We start from the raw sequence: 23,613 nt of genomic DNA on the forward strand, positions 1-23,613 counted from the left end.
CATTCAGTGAGTAAATTAATACTCGAGAAAAACCATGACAGATTCCATTGAGCGGAATGAAAGCAAAAGTGATGTCGGTGTTGGCGCGGTCTCCAGACTGTTTGCCGTGCTGCGCAGCCTGGGTGACACCGTCGAGGGCGGGGAGCGCGTGACGCAACTGGCTCAGCGCATCGGTTTGTCGCAACCGACCACGCACCGATTGCTGCGCAGCCTGATGGACGAGGACATGGTCGAGCAGGATGCACGCAGCAAACGCTATCGCTTGAGTCTGGAGTTTTTCGCCCTGGCGGCGCGCGCCGGGAACACCGGAAACCTGCGCGAACTGGTGCGTCCGGCGTTGCTGCGGCTGTCGGCGTCCTTGGGGGATTCGTTGTTTTTACTGGCGCGCAGTGGTTTTGATGCGATTTGCCTGGACCGCAGCGAAGGGCCGTTTCCGATCCGCACCTTTACCGGTGACATCGGCGGGCGGGTGGCGCTGGGCGTGGGGCAGGGCAGCCTGGCGATTCTGGCGTTCCTGCCGGAAGAAGAGCGCGACACGGTGATTCACTACAACTTGCCGAGGCTCAAGGATTTCCACCTGTACGACGAGGTGTTCCTGCGCTCGGAAGTCGAGAGTGTGCGCAAGCTAGGTTATGCCGGGCGCAACACCGGCGTGTTGCAGGGCATGGCCGGTGTGGCGGTGCCGATTCTGGATCGTGAAGGGCGGGCGGTCGCGGCGTTGAGTGTGGCGACCGTGAGTGATCGGCTGGGGCCGGATCGTTTGCCGACGGTGGTGGAAATGCTCAAGCGCGAAGCGGCGCTGATCGGGCCGCGGATCAATCCGTTCGATCCGTTGCTGCGTAGGCCTTCGCAAGTGTTCGGGCAGGGTTGAACACAATTTGCAAATGTTCGCCGACCCCCCTGTGGGAGCGAGCCTGCTCGCGAAGAGGCCGGTACATCCAACATTGATGTCGGCTGACCCACCGCTTTCGTCGGAACGCCGCCCGGAGCCGGCTCGCTCCCACATTTGATTGGCGGTGTGGTCAGAACTGCACGGTTTGCTTGAGCAACTGCGCCGCCGGCGTATCGCTCGGGCTGACCATCGCGTAGTTGTACCCGCTCCCCGACCAGTATTCGGCCTGCAACTCGCCATCGCTGCGACTGCCCCTCGGCAACAGGTAGTTTTTCGGACCCGGTGGGCGGACGTAAAAGCTGACTTTATGGCCGCTTTGATCCTCGTAAACCACCATCGCCGCCGGCCCTTGCTCGGTGCTCAGCAAGCGCCCGCTGACCGGTTTGAAACCTGCGTCCGAGAGGTCAGGCAAGCGATGGGCCTGAGTGAAATAGCGGTCGAGCCAACCCTGCATGTCACCGTCGTCGCTGACTTTGTAGTCGGCCGTCAGGATGCCTTGCTGGGCAATCAGACGATAGGCCTGCAGGGCATCGGTCATCGGCAATGGGGCACTGACGAGCGTCATCTCCCGGGCTTGCCAACCGCTGATCCCGCCGATACTGACCGCGATCAGCAACACGGCGGCGCTGGCCAGGTGACGACGAGATTGTCGTTTGAGGCGTTGGCGAATCAGCGCCGGGTCGAGGTTCGAGTTGGCCGGTTGCTGCAGGGCGCCGCTCAATGCCGCGCGCAATTGCTGGGCGTCCTGCTGCCAGGCACGCACTTGGGCAGCCACTTCAGCGTTGCTGGCCAGAAAAGTGTCTACCAGACGTCGGTCGGCATCGCTGAGTTGCTGGTCGACATAGGCGTGCAGGTCACGCTCGCTTGGGGGCAGGCTGATCATTTGAGTCTCCGCAGAGAAGGGCGGGTGATTTCGCCGTCGCTCAACTGGCGCAAGGCTTGGCGGGCGCGGGACAGGCGGGACATCACGGTGCCGGTGGGGACGTCGAGAATCTCGGCGACCTCTTTATAACTCAAGCCTTCGACCGAGACCCAGAGCAGCAGGGCGCGTTGTTCGGTGGTGAGCTGGTCGAAGGCTTTCAGGGTTGATTGGGCGATCACGGTGCGTTCCACCGACGGCTGTGAATCGTCACGCCCGGTAAAGAATTCGAGCATCCGTGCATAACGCCGAGAGCGCCGGTGAGCATCGAGAAACTGTCGATACAGAATCGAAAACAACCAGGCGCGCAAGTCGCCCTCGGGGCGTTTGTCGCCCCAACTCGACAGCGCGCGCTCAAGGCAAGACTGCACCAGGTCGTCGGCGCTGCTGGGATTGCGCGTCAACGACACGGCAAACCGGCGCAATCCGGGAATGATTTCTCGCAGTTGTTCGTCGATATCGTTCATGAAGTTCTGACTAGTCACTACGCTGTGGTGAGTGTCCGGTCTCACAAATACGTTTCCTTTTTGGCGGCATCTGTTGTCGCCATACGGCGTTGCCGCTCCTCGCCATAGCGAGCTATGACTCGTCGCGGCGCCTTGTCTGGCAACAACAGCTACTCGCCGAAAAAGGAACGTATTTGCGAGACCGGACACCAGAGAGACGCCCGGCATTCGAGGTTATTCCACGCCTGAAAAAATAAATACCGCGTGATGGAATAAACCGCCGTGGGGTTCGTCTGCTTGATCCTTCTCACTTGTGGCCGATGGCCCTGGAGTCTTTCATGGTAGATCGCTCATCACCGCCAACCCGGCCACCCTTGAGTGCCGCGAGCCTGACGTTACGTCTGGCCGGTATCGCTGTGGTGGTTGCCGCAGTGGCCGGGGCTTTTGCCTACGTCAACGGCACCTTTGACCCACAGCGCCTGACGCCGAAAAAGCTGATCAATGTGCTGGAGACCAACAACGGCGTGCACCCGGGGTTCCGGCGTAACCATTCCAAAGGTGTGTGCGTGATCGGGCATTTCGAGAGCAGCGGTGAGGCGCGCAGCTATTCCAGCGCTCAAGTGCTCAATGAAGCGCGAACCCCGGTGGTCGGGCGTTTCGCATTGCCGGCTGGCAACCCTTATGCGCCGGACAACAGCGTGCCGATCCGCAGCCTGGCCCTGCGATTCACCCAGGCCAACGGCCAGCAATGGCGCACCGGTATGAACAGCATGCCGGTGTTCCCGGTGGGTACGCCCGAAGCGTTCTACCAATTGCAGCAAGCCCAGTCGCCGGACCCGGCCACCGGCAAACCGAACCCGGCTGCTGTGCCAGCGTTCTTCGGTTCGCATCCGGAAGCTGCACCGTTCCTGGCCTGGATCAAAACCGCCAAGCCGTCGGCCAGCTACGTGACGGAAACCTACAACAGCGTCAATGCGTTTTACCTAGTGAACGCGGCCGGGCAACGGCAAGCGGTGCGCTGGAGCATGGTGCCCGTCGCTCAGGATGCCGCGGGTGCTACGGCGCCTGAAGGGGGGGATTTCCTCGAGAAAGACCTGGTTCAGCGGATTGCCGCAGGGCCGCTGCGTTGGCAGTTGAACATCACGCTGGCCAACCCCGGTGACCCGGTCAACGACGCCAGCAAGGCCTGGCCCGACGGCCGCAAAGTGTTGAACGCCGGCACCTTGGTACTCGAAAGCACTCAGCCGCAACTCAATGGCGAATGCCGTGACATCAACTACGACCCGCTGGTACTGCCCGCCGGTATCGAAGGTTCTGACGACCCTTTGCTCGCCGCTCGTTCAGCGGGCTACGCCACGTCCTACTTGCGTCGTACCAGCGAAGTCAGCCAGTTGCCCTCTGCCAATAAACAGGAGTCTCGTCAATGAGCGCTCAACCGAACCACTTCGCGCCTTTAGCGCGATTGCTGCACTGGCTGATGGCGCTGATGATCATTGCCATGCTGTTTATCGGCGCGGGCATGGCCGCTTCGGTGTCTGAGCGTCATGAGTGGCTGATTCATCTGCACAAGCCCTTGGGTGTCGCGATTCTGCTGCTGGTGATCGTGCGCCTGGCCGTGCGCTTTTCCACTCAACAGCCACGGCTGCCAGCGGATCTACCGGGTTGGCAAGCGCTGGCGGCCAAGGCTTCGCATGTTTTGCTGTACGCCTTGATGCTGATCCTGCCGCTGCTGGGCTGGGCGATGATTTCGGCGGCGGGGGATCCGGTGATGCTCAGCAGTTCGTTGCAGTTGCCATCGATCCTGCCGGCCAATGCGCAGGTGTTTGCGTTCCTGCGCAAGGCTCACGGGTATTTGGCTTATTTGTTGTTCTTGACGGTGCTGCTGCATTTGGCGGCGGCGTTGTTTCACGGTTGGGTGCGTCGCGATGAGGTGCTGGACAGCATGTTGCGGGGGAAGGATCGCGGCTGATCCCCTGTAGCAACTGGCGAAGCCTGCGTTCGGTTCGGGCCGCGATCGGACGCAGCAGATGTCAATCCATTCACCACGGTTTAACTGAATGACCGAGGCGTTTGATTTTGCGACTGCTTCGCAGCCGAACGCAGGCTGCGCCAGCTGCTACATGAACCGGGCCATCAGCGCAAGGTGTTGACCATTTCCGCGACGGTCGTCAACACATCCTTACCCAACTGCTTCGAACGCTTGCCGGACCAACCGGTGAGCGCATTCGGCGCATCGTTGTTGTCCTTGAAGGGCATTTCCAGGGTCAGCGACAGGCAATCGAATTTCTCGCCGACGCTGTTGCAGGCAAGGGTCATGTTGGCTTTGCCCGGCTCGTCGCGTGTATAGCCGTGCTTGGTCTGAAAGTCCTTGGTCAGGTGCTTCAGATGACTGCGGAAATGCTCTTCGAGTTTTTCGATTCGTGGCGTGTAGCCCGGGTTGCCTTCGCAGCCGGCGGTGAACACGTAGGGGATTTCTTCGTCGCCATGGATGTCGAGGAACAGGTCGACACCGTACTTTTCCATCTGCTGCTGAACGAACAGCACTTCCGGGCTGATCTCCTGGCTGGCGCTCTGCCAGGCGCGGTTAAGGTCCTGGCCCATGGCGTTGGTGCGCAGGTGACCGTGGAATGCGCCGTCCGGGTTCATGTTCGGCACCAAATAGAGGTCGGCGCTGGCCAGCAATTTGCTCAGTACAGGATCGTCGTGTTTTTCGAGGCGTTCGATTACACCTTCCATGAACCATTCGGCCATGTGTTCACCGGGGTGTTGCTGGGCAATGATCCAGACCTTGCGCTGACCTTCGGCGCCCGTGCCTTTACGCAGCAGCTGGATGTCCCGACCTTCGACGCTCTTGCCGGTGGCCAGCAGTTCGGTGCCGGCCTTGGACAACGCCTGCTCGATCAACCAGTCATGGCGACCGCGGCTGTAGGGTTCGAAGTAAGCAAACCAGGCGTGGGTGGCGGTGGCTTCAAGGCTGAAGCGCAGGCAGTCACCTTCGAAAATGGTCGGCACCCGGAACCAGTTGACGTGGTCGTAGGACGCCACCGCCTGATAACCATCCCAGGCTTTGTTGTAGGAGGACTTGCTGGCATTGTTCAGACGAAACCAGTGTTCCTGACCGACGTGCAGACCGCTGGCCTTGAAGTGGAACCACTGAAAGTGCTGGCTGCGGGTGTCTGGCTTGATGGCCAGCAGGGCTTGCAACGGATTGCTGATGTCCAGCACATCAATGTTGCCACTGTCGAAGTTGGCACTGATGTCGAAAGAGGATTTAGCCACGGTCATAGTCGATTCCTGAATATGATTTTTATGGCTGCTACTTTACACGCTGGGAAGGGAAAAACCGGGGGAAATTCTGGGGCGAAGCGGGGGGGCGTCCTCCTTGACGCCGACGAAGCTTAGAGACTGTGCGATGGGTTCTCAAGCGCTATTTTTGATTAGTTTTGGGCCAATGATGCCGGGCTTCTCTTGCCAACGGACATTCTTTTGATAACATCCGCGCCATTCGAATTTGCAGCACCTGAATACTTCATTAGCCTGAAGCCAAAGCCAGAATAACTGGCAAAAAAAAACCCGGCAAAAAGCCGGGTAAAAAACCGTGATTAGCCTGATGAGGAGATAGTCCAGGAGACCGACCTAAGGTCACTTGGACAATCGACTGATCTCGCGATCAGATGCATGCAATAATAATCATTCTCGTTTGTAAGTCAAATGTTTTTATCTGCGCGATTGGAAAATTCTTTCCCTTCCTCCTCGCAAGCACCCTCGTCTCATCCGTTCTGATCGCCCTCCAGGGATCGGTCTACCATGGCCTTGGCCATGTCGATCATGTGCACCGCGGAAAACGCCAGGTCCCGACTTGCGCCTTGCAAATTGCTGGCTGACTCGTACGCGATGGCGGCGGCACAACGTAGCAAATCCGTGGCATGGACCAGCGCCTCTTCGCAGCTGATGTTGCGGTTTACGTCAAAGAAACGTTCTTCGACCACTTCCTCTGAAACAGCTGGTTTCAAGTAATAGTCCAGCGCCCGTTGCGCGGCAGCAGAGCCTTTGGGCGAGGTGAGGGAAGTGTCGATTTGCATGTCAGGCAGGTCGTTGCAGGGGATGGACATGGCGATGGCAAACTCCGTGATAGATTCAGATCCGTGAACCAATCCTAGTACGTACTGTATTTATGACGAGAGATTAAATACTACAATTTGTGTTTTGATGGCCGGAGTCCCCCACGTATCGTGCCGCACATGGATAAATGGATTGAGTTGGTCAAGGCCAAGATGAGTGAACTCAAAGTCACTCAAGAGATACTCGCCGAACGTCTCGGGATGTCCCAGGGCGGCGTCGGCCACTGGCTGAACAAACGCCGCGACCCTGGCGTCGTCAACATGAACCGTGTGTTGAAGGCGCTGGGCATGGACTTTCTCGAAGTGGCGCTGGTGATCCGCGAACCACTCATCTTGGAAGAGGAGGAGATGCCTCTGGCGCTGAAGTACAACCCGTACTTCCGCTACCCGGTCAGTGACTGGAAGGAGCCGGCGCAGCTGCGCGATGGTGAGCTGACGGTGTATCGCAAGGAGGAACGCTTCGAGCTGACCGACTACCACGCCCAGGGCCCGGCCTTCTGGCTGAGTGTGGTGGGCGATGCGATGACCGCGCCTACGGGTATCAGCATTGCCGAGGGCATGATGATCCTGGTGGACCCGGCCATCGTGCCGGAACCCGGAAAACTGGTGATCGCCCAGTGGCCGGGCAGCGCCGAGGCGACCTTTCGCAAGTTGATCGAAGAGGGCGGGCAGCGTTACCTGGTCCCGCTCAATCCGACCTATCCGAAGGCTATCTTCACCGACGAGTGCCGAATTATCGGCGTAGTGGTTCAGGCAACCGCCAAATTCTAATCAGATCGGTCCTCGCAAGACGTAGGACCGATCTTCATTTTATGCTTCTTCAAACTCGACCAACGCACTGCCTTCACTGACCATTTCGCCTTCCTGGCAATACAGCGTCTTGATCACCCCGGCGTGTGGTGCACGAATGCTGTGCTCCATCTTCATCGCCTCCAGCACCACCAACTGCGCCCCGGCTTCGACCGTTTGCCCGGCTTCCACCAGTACCCGCACGATGCTGCCATTCATGGGGGCGGTCAGCCCGCCGTGATGGCTGTGACTGGCTTCGACGGCACTGATCGGGTCGTAGGACTCGATGCGGCGCAATTCACCTTCCCATTGCAGATAAAGAACGTCGCCCCGGCGGATTGCCCGATGCTGGCGGCGCAGGCCGTTGTGCTCGGTCAGCAGTTGCTCGCCCTTGAGTTGAGCGGTGTGGGCATCAGCGTCGCTCAATGTCAGCGCGCGATCCTGGCCTTCACAACTCAAATGCAGGGTGATCTCGCGCGGCAGTCCGGCCCGGAAGCCGTTACTGACACCCCAAGGCGAACTCAGGTCGTCGGCACGGGTCGTACTCGGCTGGCTCTGGGTAAACGCCTGGGCGGTGGCCTGCCAGAACTCGTCACTGAGGTCCGAGGCGACTGGCAGCAGTTCTTCCTGATAACGCGGAATGAACCCGGTATCCAGCTCTGCCGCAGCGAATGCCGGATGAGCGATGATCCGGCGCAGGAAGTTGATGTTGGTCTTGAGCCCGCCAATGGCAAACTCATCGAGCATGCTCAGCAGCCGCAGTCGCGCTTGTTCACGATCCTCGCCCCAGGCAATCAGTTTGCCGAGCATCGGGTCGTAGAACGGTGAAATTTCATCGCCTTCTTCGACGCCACTGTCCACCCGCCGTCCCGGACCTTGCGCGGATTCACGATACAGCTCCAGTCGACCGGTCGCCGGCAGGAAATCATTGCCCGGGTCTTCGGCATACAACCGCACTTCGATGGCATGGCCGATCAGCGGAACCTCGGCCTGAGTCATCGGCAGCGCTTCGCCGCGGGCCACACGAATCTGCCAGGCCACCAGATCGAGGCCGGTGATGGCTTCGGTGACCGGGTGTTCGACCTGCAGGCGCGTGTTCATCTCCATAAAGAAGAACTCACCGCGAGCATCCAGCAGAAACTCCACGGTGCCGGCACCGACGTAACCGATGGCCTGTGCCGAACGCACGGCGGCCTCGCCCATGGCGCGGCGCAGTTCCGGGCTCAAGCCTGGAGCGGGTGCTTCTTCAACGACTTTTTGATGCCGACGCTGAATCGAGCAGTCACGTTCATTGAGGTACAGGCAGTTGCCATGCTGGTCGGCGAAAACCTGGATTTCCACGTGACGCGGTTTGAGCAGGTACTTCTCCACCAGCATCCGCGAATCGCCGAACGAGGATTTCGCTTCACGCTGGGCCGAGGCCAGTGCTTCGGCCAATTGACTGACGTCCTCGACCACTTTCATGCCTTTGCCGCCGCCCCCAGCGGTGGCCTTGAGCAGCACCGGATAACCGATGCGTTCGCAAGCGTCGCGGAAGGTGTCGAGGTCCTGAGCTTCGCCGTGATAGCCGGGCACCAGCGGCACGCCGGCGGTTTCCATCAAGGCTTTGGCCGCGGATTTACTGCCCATCGCGTCGATGGCCGAGGCGGGCGGGCCGAGGAAAATCAGGCCAGCTTCTTCGATGGCGCGGGCGAACCCGGCGTTCTCGGAAAGAAAGCCATAACCCGGATGAATCGCCTGAGCGCCGCTGGCCTTGGCGGCGGCGATCAGTTTGTCGATTTGCAGGTAACTGTCGGCAGCTTTGCTGCCACCGAGGTCGACGCGGATATCCGCTTCGCGGCTGTGCCGGGCTTCACGGTCAGTGGCGCTGTGAACAGCCACGGTGGTCAGGCCCAGGGCTTTGGCGGTGCGCATCACCCGGCAAGCGATTTCGCCACGGTTGGCCACCAGCAGGGTGGTGAGAACAGGTGCGCTCATCAACGCGGCTCCTTGGTGGTGGTTTCGGCTTGCCAGCTCGGCGGACGTTTTTGCAGAAAGGCCCGCAGGCCTTCCTGACCTTCGGGGCTGACGCGAATTCGGGCGATGGCGTTTTCGGTGTAGCGGCGTAGTGCCGGGGTCAGCGCGCCGTGGCCGACTTCGCGCAGCAAGTCCTTGCTGGCGCGCATGGCGGCCGGGCTGTTGAGCAGCAGGTTGTCGATCCACTGTTCGACTTTCTGTTCCAGTTCAGCGATCGGATAACTCTCCGACAACAAGCCGATTTCCCGCGCTCGTTGTCCGCCGAAACGCTCGGCGGTCAACGCATAGCGTCGTGCCGCACGTTCGCCGATGGCTTGCACCACGAACGGACTGATCACCGCGGGGGCCAGGCCGATGCGCACTTCCGACAGGCAGAACTGCGCGTCATCGGCGCCGATGGCCATGTCGCAGCAACTGATCAGGCCCAGCGCGCCACCGAATGCAGCGCCTTGCACCACCGCCAGCGTCGGGACTTTCAGCTTGGCGAGGTTGTACATCAACTCCGCCAGTTCCCGGGCGTCGTCGAGGTTGGTGTGGTAATCGAGTTCGGCCGATTGCTGCATCCAGGCCAGATCCGCGCCGGCGCTGAAATGCTTGCCGCGTCCACGCACTAACAGGAAGCGCAGACTGGCATCGCTCGACACTTTGTCCAGCGCGAGGATCAGTTCGCGGATCATTTCGGCGTTGAACGCGTTGTTCTTTTCTTCACGGCTGAGCCACAGGGTGGCAAAACCACGCGGGTCGCTCAGCAGTTCGAGGGTGTTGAAGTCGCTCATGATTTTCTCCCGATCACATCCGGAACACGCCGAAGCGGCTCTGTTCGACAGGCGCATTCAGCGACGCCGACAAGGCCAGGGCCAATACATCGCGGGTCTGCGCCGGGTCGATGACGCCGTCGTCCCACAACCGGGCGCTGGAGTAGTAGGGATGACCCTGTTCTTCATACTGGTCGAGGATCGGTTGCTTGATCTCGGCTTCCTGCTCGGCACTGAAACTGTGACCACTGCGCTCGGCCTGCTCGCGTTTAACCTGCACCAAAACACCCGCAGCCTGCTCGGCGCCCATCACGCCGATGCGCGCGTTCGGCCACATCCACAGGAAGCGTGGATCGTAAGCCCGGCCGCACATGCCGTAGTTACCTGCACCGAAGCTGCCGCCGATGATCACGGTGAATTTCGGCACCTTGGCGCACGCCACGGCGGTCACCAGTTTGGCGCCGTGCTTGGCGATGCCGCCGGCCTCGTATTTCTGGCCAACCATGAAACCGGTGATGTTTTGCAGGAACAGCAGCGGAATACCGCGCTGACAGGCCAGTTCGATGAAGTGCGCGCCTTTCTGCGCGGCTTCGGCGAACAGAATGCCGTTGTTGGCAAGGATGGCGATCGGGTAACCGTGCAAGTGGGCAAAGCCGCACACCAGGGTCGTCCCGAACAGCGCTTTGAATTCGTCGAACACCGAACCGTCCACCAACCGCGCGATCACTTCGCGCACATCGAATGGCTGCTTGGCGTCGGCCGACACTACGCCGTAGAGCTCGTCGCCGCTGTACAACGGGGCGATTGGCGTGCGCTGTTGCACTTCGCCGAGTTTGCGCCAGTTGAGGTTGGCGATGCTGCGTCGCGCAATAGCCAAGGCGTGTTCGTCGCTCTCGGCGTAATGGTCGGCCACCCCGGAAATCTTGCAGTGCACATCGGCCCCGCCGAGGTCTTCGGCGCTGACCACTTCACCCGTGGCGGCTTTTACCAGTGGCGGACCCGCGAGGAAAATCGTCGCTTGCTCGCGCACCATGATCGCTTCGTCGGCCATGGCCGGCACGTACGCGCCACCGGCGGTGCAGGAACCCATGACCACCGCGATTTGCGGGATGCCCATGGCGCTCATGTTGGCCTGGTTGAAGAAGATCCGCCCGAAGTGCTCGCGGTCCGGGAACACTTCATCCTGACGCGGCAGGTTGGCGCCGCCGGAGTCCACCAGGTAAATGCACGGCAAGCGGTTCTGCTGGGCGATGGTTTGGGCGCGCAGGTGTTTTTTTACGGTCAGCGGGTAATACGAGCCACCTTTCACGGTGGCATCGTTGGCGACGATCATGCATTCGACGCCTTCCACACGGCCGATCCCGGCAATCACGCCAGCGGCCGGAACGTCTTCGCCATACACCTCGTAGGCCGCCAATTGGCTGATCTCGAGAAACGGCGAACCCGGATCGAGCAGGCGATTGATCCGATCACGAGGCAGCAGTTTGCCCCGCGAGGTGTGGCGCTCTTGCGCCTTCGGGCCGCCACCTTGCTGCACTTTAGCGAGCAGGGTGTGCAGGTCGTTGACCTGTTTGAGCATCGCCGCGCTGTTGGCCGCGAACTCCGCCGAACGGGGGTTGAGCTGGGTATGCAGGATAGCCATGGACAGCTCCGTTTAGCGGGTTTCGTTGAACAGTTCGCGACCGATCAGCATGCGACGTATCTCACTGGTGCCGGCACCGATTTCGTACAGCTTGGCGTCACGCAGCAGACGACCGGCCGGGAATTCGTTGATGTAGCCGTTGCCACCCAGAATCTGTATCGCGTCGAGAGCCATTCGGGTCGCGCATTCGGCGCTGTAAAGGATCACACCGGCGGCATCCTTGCGGGCGGTTTCGCCGCGCTCGCACGCTTGCGCTACCGCATAAAGGTAGGCGCGGCTGGCGTTGAGTTGGGTGTACATGTCGGCGACTTTGCCCTGGATCAGCTGGAATTCGCCGATGCTTTGGCCGAACTGCTTGCGGTCGTGGATGTACGGCACGATCAAGTCCATGCAGGCCTGCATGATCCCGGTCGGGCCGCCAGACAGGACAACGCGTTCGTAATCGAGGCCGCTCATCAGCACTTTCACGCCACCGTTGAGCACGCCGAGGATGTTTTCTTCCGGCACTTCGACGTCATCGAAGAACAGCTCGCAGGTGTTCGAACCGCGCATGCCGAGCTTGTCGAACTTGTTGCTGCGGCTGAAGCCTTTGGAATCACGTTCAACGATGAACGCGGTGATGCCGTGGGGGCCTTTTTCCAGGTCGGTCTTGGCGTAGATCACGTAGGTGTTGGCGTCCGGGCCGTTGGTGATCCAGGTCTTGCTGCCGTTGAGGACGTAGTGATCGCCGCGCTTGTCGGCGCGCAATTTCATCGACACCACGTCGGAACCGGCATTCGGTTCGCTCATGGCCAGCGCGCCGATGTGCTCGCCGCTGATCAGCTTCGGCAGGTATTTGGTTTTCTGTTCGTGATTGCCGTTGCGGTTGATCTGGTTGACGCAAAGGTTGGAGTGCGCACCGTAGGACAGGGCGACCGAGGCCGAACCGCGGCTGATTTCTTCCATAATCACTACGTGCGCCAGGTAACCCAGGCCAGCGCCGCCGTACTCTTCCGGGACGGTCACGCCCAGCAGGCCCATGTCGCCGAATTTACGCCACAGGTCGGCGGGGAACAGGTTGTCGATGTCGATCTGAGCGGCGCGTGGTGCGATCTCTTTGGCGACGAAGGACTGAACCTGATCGCGCAGCATGTCGATGGTTTCACCGAGGGCAAAGTTCAGGGATGGGTAGCTCATGGGTCACCTTTTGGCTTTTTTGTAGGGTAGGGAGGGCCGTGATTGGGCTCTCACCTTTACGTTAACGTAAGCCTGTGACGAATGGCTGTCAATCACCCTTTACGTTAACGTCAACTTGAGCGAGAGTAGAGCCAGTTCAAGATAGAACAGCGGACCAACCCTGTGGGAGCGACCTGTGGCGAGGGGATTTATCCCCGTTGGGTCGCGAAGCGACCCTGAATCTGTGATTACAGTGTTTCAGAACAACCGTATTCATCGGTTTTGCGACTGCTTCGCAGCCGAACGGGGATAAATCCCCTCGCCACAGGTCGCTCCCACAGGTGACCGTCGGCAGCCCATTAATAAAGACAATAGGGGTCGTCATGGATCAACCCAGTGCAAGCCCGCAGCGCAGTTACACCCGTGGTTCCCAGGACAAAGCCTTGCTGGCGATGACCATCGGCCAGGCGTTCGATAACACCGTCGCGCAGTACCCGACCGGGGAGGCGCTGGTCGTGCGCCATCAACAGTTGCGCTACACCTGGCAGCAACTGGCCGAAGCCGTGGATCTGCACGCCAGAGCACTGTTGGCGCTGGGCTTGCAGGCCGGTGACCGTCTGGGTATCTGGGCACCGAACTGCGCCCAATGGTGTATCAGCCAGTTCGCCAGCGCGAAAATCGGCGTGATTCTGGTCAACATCAACCCGGCCTACCGCAGCTCCGAACTCGAATACGTGTTGAAGCAATCCGGTTGCCAATGGCTGGTCTGCGCCGGTGCCTTCAAGACCTCCGACTATCACGGAATGCTGCAAGGCCTCGTTCCCGAGCTGGCTGAGCAATCCATCGGAAAGTTACAGAGCGAACGACTGCCGGAGCTGCGCGGTGTCATCAGCCTTGATGCTCAGCCGCCATCGGGTTTCCTGCCGTGGTCGCAATTGATCGATCTCGCGGGGAGCGTGTCGGCCGAGCAGTTGAGCGAACGTCAGGACAGCCTGCATTTCGATCAGGCGGTGAACATCCAGTACACCTCCGGCACCACCGGTTTCCCGAAGGGCGCGACCCTTAGTCACTACAACATTCTCAACAACGGTTATATGGTCGGCGAAAGCCTCGGGTTGACCGCGAGTGATCGTCTGGTCATCCCGGTGCCGCTTTATCACTGCTTCGGCATGGTCATGGGCAACCTCGGTTGCATGACCCACGGCAGCACCATGATTTACCCCAACGATGCCTTCGATCCACTGCTGACCCTGACCACCGTCGCCGACGAAAAGGCCACCGCGCTTTACGGCGTACCGACCATGTTCATCGCCATGCTCGATCAGCCCAAACGCGCTGAATTTGATCTGTCGAGCCTGCGTACCGGGATCATGGCCGGGGCGACCTGTCCGATTGAGGTCATGCGTCGGGTCATCAGTGAGATGCACATGAGCGAAGTGCAGATTGCCTACGGCATGACGGAAACAAGTCCGGTGTCGTTGCAGACCGGTCCGTCAGACGAACTGGAATTGCGCGTCACCACTGTCGGCCGAACTCAGCCGCAACTGGAAAGCAAGATCATCGACGAGGCGGGTAACCTGGTGCCGCGCGGCACTATCGGTGAACTGTGCGCCCGCGGCTACAGCGTGATGCTTGGTTACTGGAACAACCCGCAAGGCACCGCAGAAGCCATCGACCAGGCCGGCTGGATGCACACCGGTGATCTGGCGAGCATGAACGATGAAGGCTACGTATGCATTGCCGGACGTAATAAGGACATGATCATCCGTGGTGGTGAGAATATTTACCCGCGAGAGCTGGAAGAGTTCTTCTTTACCCACCCTGCGGTGGCGGATGTGCAAGTGATCGGGATTCCGTGTTCGCGTTATGGCGAAGAGATTGTCGCCTGGATCAAATTCCATCCGGGCCACAATGCTACCGAGCAGGAGCTGCAAACGTGGTGCAAGGAGCGCATCGCGCACTTCAAGACACCGCGTTACTTTAAGTTCGTCGAAGAGTTTCCGATGACCGTGACGGGGAAGATCCAGAAATTCCGGATGCGCGAGATCAGTATCGAGGAATTGCGCGATATCAAAGGCTGACCACAATCCCCCTGTGGGAGCGAGCCTGCTCGCGAAGGCGATTGGTCATTCAACATTGATGTCGACTGACCCGCCGCCTTCGCGAGCAGGCTCGCTCCCACAAGGGCGGCGGTGGAATTCAGGAACACCAGAAAGCACAAAGGGGAGCCGAAGCTCCCCTTTAATTTTGTCGTTGCGCGTGCTCTTTTTTTATTATTGAGGGGCGGTCTGTTGTTGTTTTTGGAAACCGTGACCCTTTACCGCTGTTTTTGTCGATCCCCATCCGGGATCAAGAGCAAACGTATTTTTTTGAGCGCTGATCTACTTTTTCGCTAAGCGATCCAACCAGTTCGGGAGCTACCTGAAGGTAGTTTTATTGTTCTCTGCCCGGTTGCGGGTTACTCCGAAAAGCACCCTGAAAAGCACATCCTCTCCAAAAAAATCTGTTAGCTGCGTCTCTGCCGTGTTGTTTTTGTTATGTCAGAGTCGTTACGTCTTATTTTTATTAGGTTTGCCGCTTTTTTTGTTCTTGTTATGCAATAGAGATAGCAGAAGCCGTGCCAACTTTTAAAAAACCTTTAAAATCAACGGCTTGTATTTTTATAGGATTTTTCCGTCAGTCAAAACCCGACAATTTGTTTCCGTGTTACTCGCTTGCGCCCCACGTTTCAGACGCAGCGGTAACACCCGGACACATCCGCGCACTCACTGTGCGCTACGAGCCTTGGCCACGCGCGAACCGGTCGCTCGCCCCAGCACCGTGCAAATCTGCTGGCCGGCCAGAATCAAGGCGTCCAGGTCGATACCGGTCTCGATTCCCAGGCCGTTGAGCAGGTAAACCACGTCTTCGGTGGCGACGTTACCGCTGGCGCCCTTGGCGTACGGGCAGCCGCCGAGGCCGGCGATGGAGCTGTCGAACACCGAGATGCCTTCCAGCAGACTGGCGTAGATGTTGGCCATGGCCTGGCCATAGGTGTCGTGGAAGTGTCCGGCCAGTTTTTCACGGGGTACGTCAGCCGACACCACGTCGAACAGCTTGCGGGTCGCGCCAGCGGTGCCGGTGCCGATGGTGTCCCCCAGGGAAACTTCATAGCAGCCCATTGCGTAGAGCTCGCGAGCGACTCGAGCGACTTGCGCAGGCGCGACGTTACCCTCGTAAGGGCAGCCCAACACACAGGACACGTAACCACGCACGCTGACACCGTGTTGCCTGGCGGCGTCCATGATCGGCACGAAACGCTCCAGGCTTTCGCTGATCGAGCAATTGATGTTGCGCTGGGAAAACGATTCCGACGCGGCGGCGAACACCGCGACTTCCTTGACCCCGGCCGCGATGGCGTCTTCAAACCCGCGCAGGTTGGGGGCGAGTGCACCATAGGTCACGCCCGGTTTGCGCTGGATTTGCGCGAAGACGTCGGCGGAACCGGCCATTTGCGGTACCCATTTGGGCGAAACAAAACTGCCGACTTCTATATAGGCGAGACCGGCGGCGGTCAGCGCGTCGACCAGTTGCACCTTGTCCGCAACGCTGATGGGTTGGGCTTCGTTTTGCAGACCGTCGCGCGGGCCGACTTCGACCAGGCGTACGTGAGTGGGTAAGGACATGGCAATGGACCTGTTGAAATTGTGTGAATGTTCACAGAACCCTGTAGGAGCGGAGCTTGGTCCGGGCGGCGTTCCGACGAAAGCGGTATGTCCTTCAACATCGATGTCGACTGACCTGACGCTTTCGCGAGCAAGCTCCGCTCCTACACGAGCTGCTGGCTCTTGATGGTCTGTTCCAGCGCCTGGGTACAACGCTCCTGCGCGGTGTCCAGTTCCAGCTTCATCTGTTCGATGTCGAGCATTTGTTGCTCCAGCTGTTCACGACGTTCGGCGATTTTGGTCAGCATGGTTTGCAGCTGTTTCTGATTGCCGCCGGTGGGGTCGTAGAGTTCGATCAGCTCGCGGCATTCGGCCAGGGAGAAACCAATGCGCTTGCCCCGCAGAATCAGCTTCAGGCTGACCTTGTCACGGGGCGAGTAGATGCGTTCCTGGCCGCGTCGCTCAGGGCTGAGCAGGCCTTGCTCTTCATAAAAGCGAATGGCCCGCGTGGTGATGTCGAGCTCGCGGGCGAGGTCGGAAATGCTATAGGTCTGGCTGCTCATGGAAGCGCTCGAAAAAGGTCATGGCGCTAAGCTAATGGCAGGTTGACGTTTACGTCAAGGGGTGTGGATTTTTGCTGTCATTGCCGGCCCCTTTGCGAGCAGGCTCGCTCCCACATTCGACCGCATTCTTTCTGGAAGAACCGGGTTAAATGTGGGAGCGAGCCTGCTCGCGAATGAGACGCCGCGGTGCCAAGTCCTACACTTTGTCGAGCTTCTTCTCATGCGCCGTCACTTGCTGGCACAACTCGATCATCTGCTCACGCATCCAGCGGTTGGCCGGGTCCTGGTCGGTGCTTTCGTGCCAGTAGAGGTGGGTTTCCACCGGCGGCACATCGTTGACCGGCAGGTTCACCGAGTACAAATCATGGCGACGGGCAAAGCGTTCCGGCACGGTCATGACCATGTCGGTCTGCTGCAGCACTTGCGACGCCATCAAGTAGTGTTGGGAACGCAGGGCGATTTTGCGCTGGATGCCCATTTTGCCCAGGGCCAGGTCGACATGGCCCAGACCGCTGCGGCGACTGGAGATATGGATGTGGGTCAGCGACAGGTAATCATCGAGGGTGAATTTCTCTTTGCCCGCCAGCGGATGACCCTTGCGCATGGCGCACACGTAACGGTCTTCCATCAACTTGACGTGGCGCACTTGCGGATCAGTGTTGAGCGGCGCATCGACGGCGAAATCAAGACGCCCGGCCGCCAGTTCCTTGGTGGTTTCGCGGCGCTTGGACAGAAAACTTTCGATGATCACCGTCGGCGCCAGGCGCCGCAGACGCTGGAACAGTGGCGGCAGGATCACCGCTTCGGTGAGGTCGGTCATGCTGATGCGGTAAGTCTTGACTGCCTGCAACGGGTTGAAAATACGGCTTTCCTGCACCGACACCCGCAGCAAGGAGAGGGCGTTGCGCACCGGCCCGATAATGTTCTGCGCCATGGGCGTCGGGACCATGCCCTGAGCGGTACGCACGAACAACGGGTCATTGAAGGTCTCGCGCAGACGGGCCAGAGCGTTCGAGACCGCTGGTTGAGTAATGCCGACAATCTGCCCGGCGCGGGTCAGGTTGGCTTCGGTGTAGATCGCGTCGAAGACGATGAAAAGGTTGAGGTCGACCTTGCTCAGATTCATTGCGCTGCACTCTTATTGTTGGGCTCTCGATCAGCCGATCATATATCGGTGATGAATGTTAATACACGCCGAGAATAGGCTAGGTAAATTTTCGTAGCTGTTCTAGCATCGATTGCATGACCTGAACAACTCATCAAAACCCTCAGTTAAAAGGTAGAGCTGCCCATGGATTTCGCTTATTCGCCCAAGGTGCAAGAACTGCGTGAGCGCGTGATCGCGTTCATGGACACCTACGTTTATCCCGCCGAAGCGGTGTTCGAGCGCCAGGTCGCCGAGGGCGATCGCTGGCAGCCGACCGCAATCATGGAGGAGCTCAAACTCAAGGCCAAGGCTGAAGGCCTGTGGAATTTGTTTCTGCCTGAGTCCGAACTCGGCGCCGGCCTGACCAACCTCGAATACGCGCCATTGGCCGAAATCATGGGCCGTTCGCTGCTGGGGCCTGAACCGTTCAACTGCTCCGCGCCCGACACTGGCAACATGGAAGTGCTGGTGCGCTACGCCAATGAAGAACAGAAACAGCGCTGGCTCGAACCGTTGCTGCGCGGCGAAATCCGCTCGGCGTTCGCCATGACCGAACCGGACGTGGCCTCGTCCGACGCCACCAACATGGCCGCCCGCGCCGTGCGTGATGGCGACGAATGGGTGATCAACGGCAAAAAATGGTGGACCTCAGGCGCCTGCGATCCACGCTGCAAGATTCTGATCTTCATGGGCCTGAGCGATCCTGACGCGCCGCGTCATGCGCAGCACTCGATGATTCTGGTGCCGGTGGATGCCCCGGGCGTGAAGATCGTTCGTCCGCTGCCAGTGTTCGGTTACGACGACGCACCTCACGGCCACGCCGAAGTGCTGTTCGAAAACGTCCGTGTGCCGTACGAAAACGTCCTGTTGGGCGAAGGACGCGGCTTTGAAATCGCTCAGGGTCGCCTTGGCCCGGGCCGGATTCACCACTGCATGCGTTCAATCGGCATGGCCGAACGTGCATTGGAACTGATGTGCAAACGGGCGGTAACCCGTACTGCGTTCGGTAAACCTTTGGCACGCCTGGGCGGCAACATCGACAAGATCGCCGACTCGCGGATGGAAATCGACATGGCGCGCCTGCTGACGTTGAAGGCGGCGTACATGATGGACACCGTTGGCAACAAGATTGCGAAAAGCGAAATCGCTCAGATCAAGGTTGTCGCACCGAACGTAGCCTTGCGGGTGATCGACCGGGCGATCCAGATCCATGGCGGGGCAGGGGTGTCCAACGATTTCCCGCTGGCCTACATGTATGCGATGCAACGCACCCTGCGCCTGGCCGACGGCCCGGACGAAGTGCACCGTGCGGCGATCGGCAAGTTCGAGATCGGCAAGTATGTCCCTAAAGAGATGATGCGCAGCAGTCACTAAGACCGCGACGCTTGTATCGCGGGCCTGGATCAGGCTCGCGATAGCGTTGAGGCTGCATCAATCAACAGAAGGCAACCCGTAGAATGCTCGCGCACACGCCGTGCTGTGAGCGGCCAGATCTTCCTCGCTCTCCCCTCGATGCAACGCTACTTCCCGCAACACTTCGGTCAGATACGCCGGTTCGTTGCGACCATTCTTAGGCTTGGGTCGCAGACTGCGCGGCAACAGATACGGCGCATCGCTCTCCAGCATTAGCCGTCCCCGTTTGATCTCTTTCACCAACGGATGCAGGTGCGTGCCTCGGCGCTCGTCACAAATCCAGCCGGTGATGCCGATGTGTAAATCCAGATCGAGGTAGCTGAACAGCGCCTTCTTTTCGCCCGTGAAGCAATGCACCACGGCGGCCGGCAACTGATCACGGTAATCGCGAAGGATTTCCAGCAAGCGCTGACTGGCATCGCGCTCGTGGAGAAAAACCGGCAATTGCAGTTCGACCGCCATCGCCAGATGCTCTTCGAGGACTTTTTCCTGCTGCGGGCGCGGCGAGAAATCACGATTGAAATCCAGCCCGCATTCACCCACCGCCACGACGTTCGGTTCCTTGAGCAAACTGCGCAGATGCTGGGCGCTGTCGGCGTTCCAGTCGCTGGCGCAGTGGGGGTGAATGCCGGCGGTGGCGAACAGCCGTTGAGCCGTTTCATCCAGTTGCCGGCACAGTTCCAGCGCCTGTTCGCTGCCCTCGACACTGGTGCCGGTGAGCACCAATTGGCAGACCCCGGCAGCGTAGGCGCGGTCGAGTACAGCCTGGTGTTTGTCGGCAAAACTGGGGTTGGTCAGGTTGACGCCGATATCGATGAGTTGCATGGTGCTACCTCGGACCAAAGGCCGGAAAGCATATCAGAGCTGTAGATTTATAAGAAAAGCCAAGAACTACAACGAGTTATAGCTGTCTCTTGATGCCGCGAGACAGGTCAGGGTGGCTAAGGTGCCATCACTGTGCCAGTCTTTCGCACTTTGCCAGCGCTCACGGCGCTCTGTTTCTGTTGTTCGATTTCATGAAAATTCTTGAGATCGGCCCAGTATTCTTTCTGGAGAGTGGATGATACGTCCCTCGGTTTTGCTACTGCTGTGTTGTTCGTTGCTGCTGCCGATGCCGGCAGTCGCGCGTCTGGCCGGGCCTCTGCAAGCCGTGCCTTCGACCAAAGCGCGCGACTTGGCGGAAATCCGCAACAGTCGCGTGCTGCGGGTGCTGGTCAACCAGAGCCGCAACAGCTCCGGCGAAGTCCAGGGCCAGGCCATCGGTGTTGAATACCATCGTTTGCGCGCTTTCGAGCAATACCTCAACGGTCACGCCCGTGACGGTCAGGAAATTACCCTCAAGATCATTCCCAAGGCCAAGGATCAACTGATCGGCGCTTTGCAGCGCGGGGAGGGTGATCTGGTCGCACCGGGGGAACTGCTCGACCTGCAACCGGGCCACGCGGTCAGCACCAGTGAACCGATTGCCAGCAACATCCCGTTGGTATTGGTCGGGATCAAAGGCGAGCGACGTTACACCCGTCTCGAACAACTCTCTGGCAAAACCCTGGCGTTGCCCACCGGCAGTGCCGCTGGGGACGCGGTCAGCCAGATCAATCAAAAGCTCGCGCTGCTTAAACTGCCACCGGTGACCATCGAGTGGGTCGATCCCAGTCTGGCGGTCGAGGATGTGCTGGAAATGGTCCAGGGCGGAATCTTTCACCTGACGATCGTCGAGCAACCCATCGCCGAGCGCTGGGGCAAGATCCTGCCCAAGTTGCGTTTCGATCGGCAGGTACTCATCAGTGAACCGGGCGAAGAATTCTGGTTCGTGCGCCGCGACGCCTCAATGTTGCGGGCCAGCATTGATCGCTTCCTGACCGGTTACAAGAAACCATCGGATCAGGATGCCGCGTTCCTGCGGATCTATCGACGTCTGTATCAAGTGCACTATCCATTGGCCAAGGCTGATCGACAGCGCCTCGAGAAACTTCGGCCAGTGCTGCAGAAACACGCCGAAGCCCAAGGCATGGACTGGTTGAATCTGGCGGCCCTGGCGTTCAAGGAATCGGCGCTGCAACCCAATGCCCGCAGTGGCAGCGGCCCTACTGGCCTGATGCAGATCACCCCGTCCGCAGCCCAGCGGGTGGGGGTCAACAACATTCAGAATCTCGACGCCAATGTGCAGGCCGGGGCCAAGTACCTGGCGATGATCCGTCGCAAGTTCTTTGCCAGCCCCAAACTCAACGAGCGCGAGCGCATGGCGTTCGTGCTGGCGGCCTACAACATAGGGCCGGAGCGGGTTCAGGGCATGCGCGCCGAGGCTCGTCGGCGCGGTTTGAATCCCAATCAGTGGTTCTTTCAGGTCGAGCGCATTGCCATGGAGCAGGTGGGAATGAGCGCTGTCAGCTATGTTAATAGCGTGAACAAGTATTACTTGGCGTTCGATCGGGAGCGGGAGTCGTTGGAGCCCCAGGGGCAGAAAGTTGCCTCACGTAAATGATCGAATAAACTGATTGGTATGGCGAATTTATTGCGCTTTTAACATGAAATTTACTGATTAATATAGCGGCCAACCAACACACACTGACAACGGATGACACAGCATGAGCACACTGATCAACAAGGTACTGTTTACCCGCGCTGGCTACGGCCTGACCCTTCTGCGGATCTTCGTCGGCATCATCTTCGCTGCCCACGGCTCGCAGAAACTTTTCGGGGCGTTCGGTGGTTACGGACTGGCGGGCACCGCGCAGTACATGGAAAGCATCGGCCTGGCGCCGGGTTACCTGATGGCGACGCTGGCGGGCGGTACTGAGTTCTTCGCCGGTCTGGCCTTGATCATTGGCTTGCTGGTTCGCCCGGCAGCCCTCGGCCTGACCATCCTCTCACTGGTGGCGATCTTCTCGGTGCATCTCCCTCACGGTCTGTTCATGGTCAACAACGGTTATGAATTCGCCCTGGCCCTGCTCGGTGGCACGATCGCCGTACTGATCGAAGGCGCCGGCAAGCTCTCGGCTGACCGCGCCATCGCCGGCTGACCGCTCTGGCTCAACAAATAGGCCCGCATTGCGCGGGCCTTTTTGTTGCTCGTCATTCTTGACACTGTCCGGTCAGCTTCTCTAGGATGCTGCCCATGCGCCGATTTAAACAGCTACTTGCGGGGCGCCAGGTGACTCACTCAGTTGCCGATAGAAGCTTGAAACAGGCTTCGAAATACCGCTAAAGCGCTGGTTCGGTGTTGCCTCTCACCTGCCATGCAGACTTTTGAGGCAGAGACACGACACAATGAATGCACTAAGCCCCGTTGTACGCCCCGCGCCGATCACGGCACACCTCACCCAGCGCAATCCAAAAATCCTGCTTGGCGGCAAACATCAGCCGACACTCTTGCGTTATCTCGATGGCTGGCCACGTCGCACCGGTGGGCCTGCCGCCTTCCTGATCCAGTTTGTCGAAGAGGGTGAATCGCTGGCTCGATTTGCCAGCGACAGTTTCGACCTGGCTGTCATTCAGTCACCCAGCCTCGAGGATGCCCCCGAGGTGATCAAGCAACTGACTCGCGTTGCCCGGCAGGGGCTGATTACTCGCCGTTAAGGCTTAGAACGCTGGGGCTCAAAGATAGTCGATCGCCACGATATACACGCACTGCTCACCGGTCGGTGTCTGGACCCGAACTTCGGCGTCCAGCGCCTTGCCGATCAGGGCGCGTGCCAGCGGTGAGTCGATGCTGATCAGACCCAGCTTCAGGTCCAGCTCATCCGGCCCGACAATGCGGTAGCGCGACTCTTTGCCATCCTCGTCTTCAATCGTGACCCAGGCGCCAAAATAAACCTTGTTCGGATCGCTCGGTTTTTCGCTGACGACTTTGAGCGCTTCCAGCCGCTTGGTGAGAAAGCGCACGCGACTGTCGATCTCGCGCAGCATCTTTTTGCCGTAGGTGTATTCGGCGTTTTCCGAGCGATCGCCCTGAGCCGCCGCCTCGCTGACCGACTGTGTGACCTGCGGCCGCCGAACATGCCAGAGCTCATGAAACTCGGCCCGCATCCGCGCTTCACCTTCGGGGGTGATCAGCGCGGTGCCAGCGGTGCGGGGAGGGCGATAACGGCTCATGGCAACTTCTTTGTGGTTG

General features: G+C 59.4%; 22 protein-coding genes. 9 read left to right on the forward strand and 13 right to left on the reverse strand.

What is annotated here, in order from left to right:
- Positions 1-34: 34 nt before the first annotated feature.
- Entirely contained in the window at positions 35-871 is an 837-nt protein-coding gene (locus ACYZTW_RS10365; protein WP_462004777.1) for an IclR family transcriptional regulator, read from the forward strand.
- A 151-nt stretch (positions 872-1,022) separates the two neighbouring features.
- Here the strand turns inward: ACYZTW_RS10365 and ACYZTW_RS10370 are convergent, their stop codons facing one another.
- Positions 1,023-1,775 (reverse strand): anti-sigma factor family protein, encoded by a 753-nt coding sequence (locus tag ACYZTW_RS10370; protein WP_462004778.1) that lies wholly within the window; start codon positions 1,773-1,775, stop codon positions 1,023-1,025.
- Positions 1,772-2,278, reverse strand: coding sequence for a sigma-70 family RNA polymerase sigma factor (locus ACYZTW_RS10375; protein ID WP_462005732.1), 507 nt, complete (start codon positions 2,276-2,278; stop codon positions 1,772-1,774). Before ACYZTW_RS10375 ends, ACYZTW_RS10370 begins: the two co-directional genes overlap by 4 nt.
- Positions 2,279-2,595: 317 nt before the next feature.
- On the opposite strand from ACYZTW_RS10375, the gene ACYZTW_RS10380 reads away from it, so the two are divergent.
- Together ACYZTW_RS10380 and ACYZTW_RS10385 are read left to right on the forward strand one after the other, a co-directional pair.
- Positions 2,596-3,684: a catalase family peroxidase gene (locus ACYZTW_RS10380; RefSeq protein ID WP_462004779.1), complete on the forward strand. Its 1,089-nt coding sequence runs from the start codon at positions 2,596-2,598 to the stop codon at positions 3,682-3,684.
- Positions 3,681-4,226 carry a cytochrome b gene (locus ACYZTW_RS10385; protein WP_462004780.1) on the forward strand — a complete coding sequence of 182 codons (546 nt, stop codon included), beginning with the start codon at positions 3,681-3,683 and terminating at the stop codon, positions 4,224-4,226. The genes ACYZTW_RS10380 and ACYZTW_RS10385 overlap by 4 nt, the downstream gene beginning before the upstream one ends.
- Positions 4,227-4,390: 164 nt before the next feature.
- Here ACYZTW_RS10385 and ACYZTW_RS10390 read toward each other — a convergent pair whose 3' ends face one another.
- A complete protein-coding gene (locus ACYZTW_RS10390) occupies positions 4,391-5,542 on the reverse strand; it encodes a M14 family metallopeptidase (protein WP_462004781.1) in 1,152 nt (383 codons plus the stop codon).
- 485 nt (positions 5,543-6,027) lie between these two features.
- Positions 6,028-6,369, reverse strand: coding sequence for a DUF6124 family protein (locus ACYZTW_RS10395; RefSeq protein WP_123366193.1), 342 nt, complete (start codon positions 6,367-6,369; stop codon positions 6,028-6,030).
- A 129-nt stretch (positions 6,370-6,498) separates the two neighbouring features.
- Between ACYZTW_RS10395 and ACYZTW_RS10400 the strand changes: the two genes are divergently transcribed.
- Positions 6,499-7,149 carry a LexA family protein gene (locus tag ACYZTW_RS10400; protein WP_462004782.1) on the forward strand — a complete coding sequence of 217 codons (651 nt, stop codon included), beginning with the start codon at positions 6,499-6,501 and terminating at the stop codon, positions 7,147-7,149.
- 39 nt (positions 7,150-7,188) lie between these two features.
- Here ACYZTW_RS10400 and ACYZTW_RS10405 read toward each other — a convergent pair whose 3' ends face one another.
- Genes ACYZTW_RS10405 through ACYZTW_RS10420 form a run of 4 tightly spaced genes read right to left on the reverse strand, consistent with a single transcriptional unit; the run spans position 7,189 to position 12,756 of the window.
- Positions 7,189-9,144, reverse strand: coding sequence for an acetyl/propionyl/methylcrotonyl-CoA carboxylase subunit alpha (locus tag ACYZTW_RS10405; protein WP_462004783.1), 1,956 nt, complete (start codon positions 9,142-9,144; stop codon positions 7,189-7,191).
- Complete coding sequence (locus ACYZTW_RS10410) at positions 9,144-9,959, reverse strand: gamma-carboxygeranoyl-CoA hydratase (RefSeq protein ID WP_462004784.1); 816 nt, start codon at positions 9,957-9,959, stop codon at positions 9,144-9,146. The genes ACYZTW_RS10405 and ACYZTW_RS10410 overlap by 1 nt, the downstream gene beginning before the upstream one ends.
- 13 nt (positions 9,960-9,972) lie before the next feature.
- On the reverse strand, positions 9,973-11,580 hold the full coding sequence (locus ACYZTW_RS10415; RefSeq protein ID WP_462004785.1) for a carboxyl transferase domain-containing protein: 1,608 nt from the start codon (positions 11,578-11,580) through the stop codon (positions 9,973-9,975).
- A 12-nt stretch (positions 11,581-11,592) separates the two neighbouring features.
- Positions 11,593-12,756, reverse strand: a complete 1,164-nt coding sequence (locus ACYZTW_RS10420) for an isovaleryl-CoA dehydrogenase (protein WP_046047545.1) — start codon at positions 12,754-12,756, stop codon at positions 11,593-11,595.
- A 362-nt stretch (positions 12,757-13,118) separates the two neighbouring features.
- Between ACYZTW_RS10420 and ACYZTW_RS10425 the strand changes: the two genes are divergently transcribed.
- Positions 13,119-14,816 (forward strand): AMP-binding protein, encoded by a 1,698-nt coding sequence (locus ACYZTW_RS10425; RefSeq protein WP_462004786.1) that lies wholly within the window; start codon positions 13,119-13,121, stop codon positions 14,814-14,816.
- A 684-nt stretch (positions 14,817-15,500) separates the two neighbouring features.
- On the opposite strand, the gene ACYZTW_RS10430 is transcribed toward ACYZTW_RS10425, so the two are convergent.
- From ACYZTW_RS10430 to ACYZTW_RS10440, 3 genes are all read right to left on the reverse strand, one after another.
- Entirely contained in the window at positions 15,501-16,400 is a 900-nt protein-coding gene (locus ACYZTW_RS10430; protein ID WP_462004787.1) for a hydroxymethylglutaryl-CoA lyase, read from the reverse strand.
- A gap of 143 nt (positions 16,401-16,543) precedes the next feature.
- Positions 16,544-16,942 carry a MerR family transcriptional regulator gene (locus tag ACYZTW_RS10435; RefSeq protein ID WP_283180941.1) on the reverse strand — a complete coding sequence of 133 codons (399 nt, stop codon included), beginning with the start codon at positions 16,940-16,942 and terminating at the stop codon, positions 16,544-16,546.
- A gap of 196 nt (positions 16,943-17,138) precedes the next feature.
- A complete protein-coding gene (locus tag ACYZTW_RS10440) occupies positions 17,139-18,068 on the reverse strand; it encodes a LysR family transcriptional regulator (RefSeq protein WP_008148497.1) in 930 nt (309 codons plus the stop codon).
- A gap of 165 nt (positions 18,069-18,233) precedes the next feature.
- On the opposite strand from ACYZTW_RS10440, the gene ACYZTW_RS10445 reads away from it, so the two are divergent.
- Complete coding sequence (locus tag ACYZTW_RS10445; RefSeq protein ID WP_462004788.1) at positions 18,234-19,463, forward strand: acyl-CoA dehydrogenase; 1,230 nt, start codon at positions 18,234-18,236, stop codon at positions 19,461-19,463.
- Between the two features lie 57 nt (positions 19,464-19,520).
- On the opposite strand, the gene ACYZTW_RS10450 is transcribed toward ACYZTW_RS10445, so the two are convergent.
- A complete protein-coding gene (locus tag ACYZTW_RS10450) occupies positions 19,521-20,327 on the reverse strand; it encodes a TatD family hydrolase (RefSeq protein WP_462004789.1) in 807 nt (268 codons plus the stop codon).
- 235 nt (positions 20,328-20,562) lie between these two features.
- Between ACYZTW_RS10450 and ACYZTW_RS10455 the strand changes: the two genes are divergently transcribed.
- From ACYZTW_RS10455 to ACYZTW_RS10465, 3 genes are all read left to right on the forward strand, one after another.
- A complete protein-coding gene (locus ACYZTW_RS10455) occupies positions 20,563-21,984 on the forward strand; it encodes an MltF family protein (protein WP_462004790.1) in 1,422 nt (473 codons plus the stop codon).
- A 103-nt stretch (positions 21,985-22,087) separates the two neighbouring features.
- Entirely contained in the window at positions 22,088-22,522 is a 435-nt protein-coding gene (locus tag ACYZTW_RS10460) for a DoxX family protein (RefSeq protein WP_461999235.1), read from the forward strand.
- Positions 22,523-22,769: 247 nt separating this feature from the next.
- Positions 22,770-23,078: a class I SAM-dependent methyltransferase gene (locus ACYZTW_RS10465; protein WP_462004791.1), complete on the forward strand. Its 309-nt coding sequence runs from the start codon at positions 22,770-22,772 to the stop codon at positions 23,076-23,078.
- An 18-nt stretch (positions 23,079-23,096) separates the two neighbouring features.
- Here the strand turns inward: ACYZTW_RS10465 and greB are convergent, their stop codons facing one another.
- Positions 23,097-23,594: a transcription elongation factor GreB gene (gene greB, locus ACYZTW_RS10470; protein ID WP_129436988.1), complete on the reverse strand. Its 498-nt coding sequence runs from the start codon at positions 23,592-23,594 to the stop codon at positions 23,097-23,099.
- Positions 23,595-23,613 lie beyond the last annotated feature (19 nt).

The sequence above is a fragment of the Pseudomonas sp. LB3P25 genome (genome assembly GCF_054897985.1).

Bases quoted from the DNA above. Each gene is read 5' to 3' on its own strand.
- ACYZTW_RS10400 (WP_462004782.1), top strand. From the start codon at position 6,499: ATGGATAAATGGATTGAGTTGGTCAAGGCCAAGATGAGTGAACTCAAA.
- ACYZTW_RS10390 (WP_462004781.1), bottom strand. From the start codon at position 5,542: ATGACCGTGGCTAAATCCTCTTTCGACATCAGTGCCAACTTCGACAGT.
- ACYZTW_RS10365 (WP_462004777.1), top strand. From the start codon at position 35: ATGACAGATTCCATTGAGCGGAATGAAAGCAAAAGTGATGTCGGTGTT.
- ACYZTW_RS10465 (WP_462004791.1), top strand. From the start codon at position 22,770: ATGAATGCACTAAGCCCCGTTGTACGCCCCGCGCCGATCACGGCACAC.
- ACYZTW_RS10410 (WP_462004784.1), bottom strand. From the start codon at position 9,959: ATGAGCGACTTCAACACCCTCGAACTGCTGAGCGACCCGCGTGGTTTT.
- ACYZTW_RS10415 (WP_462004785.1), bottom strand. From the start codon at position 11,580: ATGGCTATCCTGCATACCCAGCTCAACCCCCGTTCGGCGGAGTTCGCG.
- ACYZTW_RS10445 (WP_462004788.1), top strand. From the start codon at position 18,234: ATGGATTTCGCTTATTCGCCCAAGGTGCAAGAACTGCGTGAGCGCGTG.
- greB (WP_129436988.1), bottom strand. From the start codon at position 23,594: ATGAGCCGTTATCGCCCTCCCCGCACCGCTGGCACCGCGCTGATCACC.
- ACYZTW_RS10380 (WP_462004779.1), top strand. From the start codon at position 2,596: ATGGTAGATCGCTCATCACCGCCAACCCGGCCACCCTTGAGTGCCGCG.
- ACYZTW_RS10370 (WP_462004778.1), bottom strand. From the start codon at position 1,775: ATGATCAGCCTGCCCCCAAGCGAGCGTGACCTGCACGCCTATGTCGAC.
- ACYZTW_RS10460 (WP_461999235.1), top strand. From the start codon at position 22,088: ATGAGCACACTGATCAACAAGGTACTGTTTACCCGCGCTGGCTACGGC.
- ACYZTW_RS10420 (WP_046047545.1), bottom strand. From the start codon at position 12,756: ATGAGCTACCCATCCCTGAACTTTGCCCTCGGTGAAACCATCGACATG.
- ACYZTW_RS10440 (WP_008148497.1), bottom strand. From the start codon at position 18,068: ATGAATCTGAGCAAGGTCGACCTCAACCTTTTCATCGTCTTCGACGCG.
- ACYZTW_RS10425 (WP_462004786.1), top strand. From the start codon at position 13,119: ATGGATCAACCCAGTGCAAGCCCGCAGCGCAGTTACACCCGTGGTTCC.
- ACYZTW_RS10395 (WP_123366193.1), bottom strand. From the start codon at position 6,369: ATGTCCATCCCCTGCAACGACCTGCCTGACATGCAAATCGACACTTCC.
- ACYZTW_RS10430 (WP_462004787.1), bottom strand. From the start codon at position 16,400: ATGTCCTTACCCACTCACGTACGCCTGGTCGAAGTCGGCCCGCGCGAC.
- ACYZTW_RS10450 (WP_462004789.1), bottom strand. From the start codon at position 20,327: ATGCAACTCATCGATATCGGCGTCAACCTGACCAACCCCAGTTTTGCC.
- ACYZTW_RS10435 (WP_283180941.1), bottom strand. From the start codon at position 16,942: ATGAGCAGCCAGACCTATAGCATTTCCGACCTCGCCCGCGAGCTCGAC.
- ACYZTW_RS10385 (WP_462004780.1), top strand. From the start codon at position 3,681: ATGAGCGCTCAACCGAACCACTTCGCGCCTTTAGCGCGATTGCTGCAC.
- ACYZTW_RS10405 (WP_462004783.1), bottom strand. From the start codon at position 9,144: ATGAGCGCACCTGTTCTCACCACCCTGCTGGTGGCCAACCGTGGCGAA.
- ACYZTW_RS10455 (WP_462004790.1), top strand. From the start codon at position 20,563: ATGATACGTCCCTCGGTTTTGCTACTGCTGTGTTGTTCGTTGCTGCTG.
- ACYZTW_RS10375 (WP_462005732.1), bottom strand. From the start codon at position 2,278: ATGAACGATATCGACGAACAACTGCGAGAAATCATTCCCGGATTGCGC.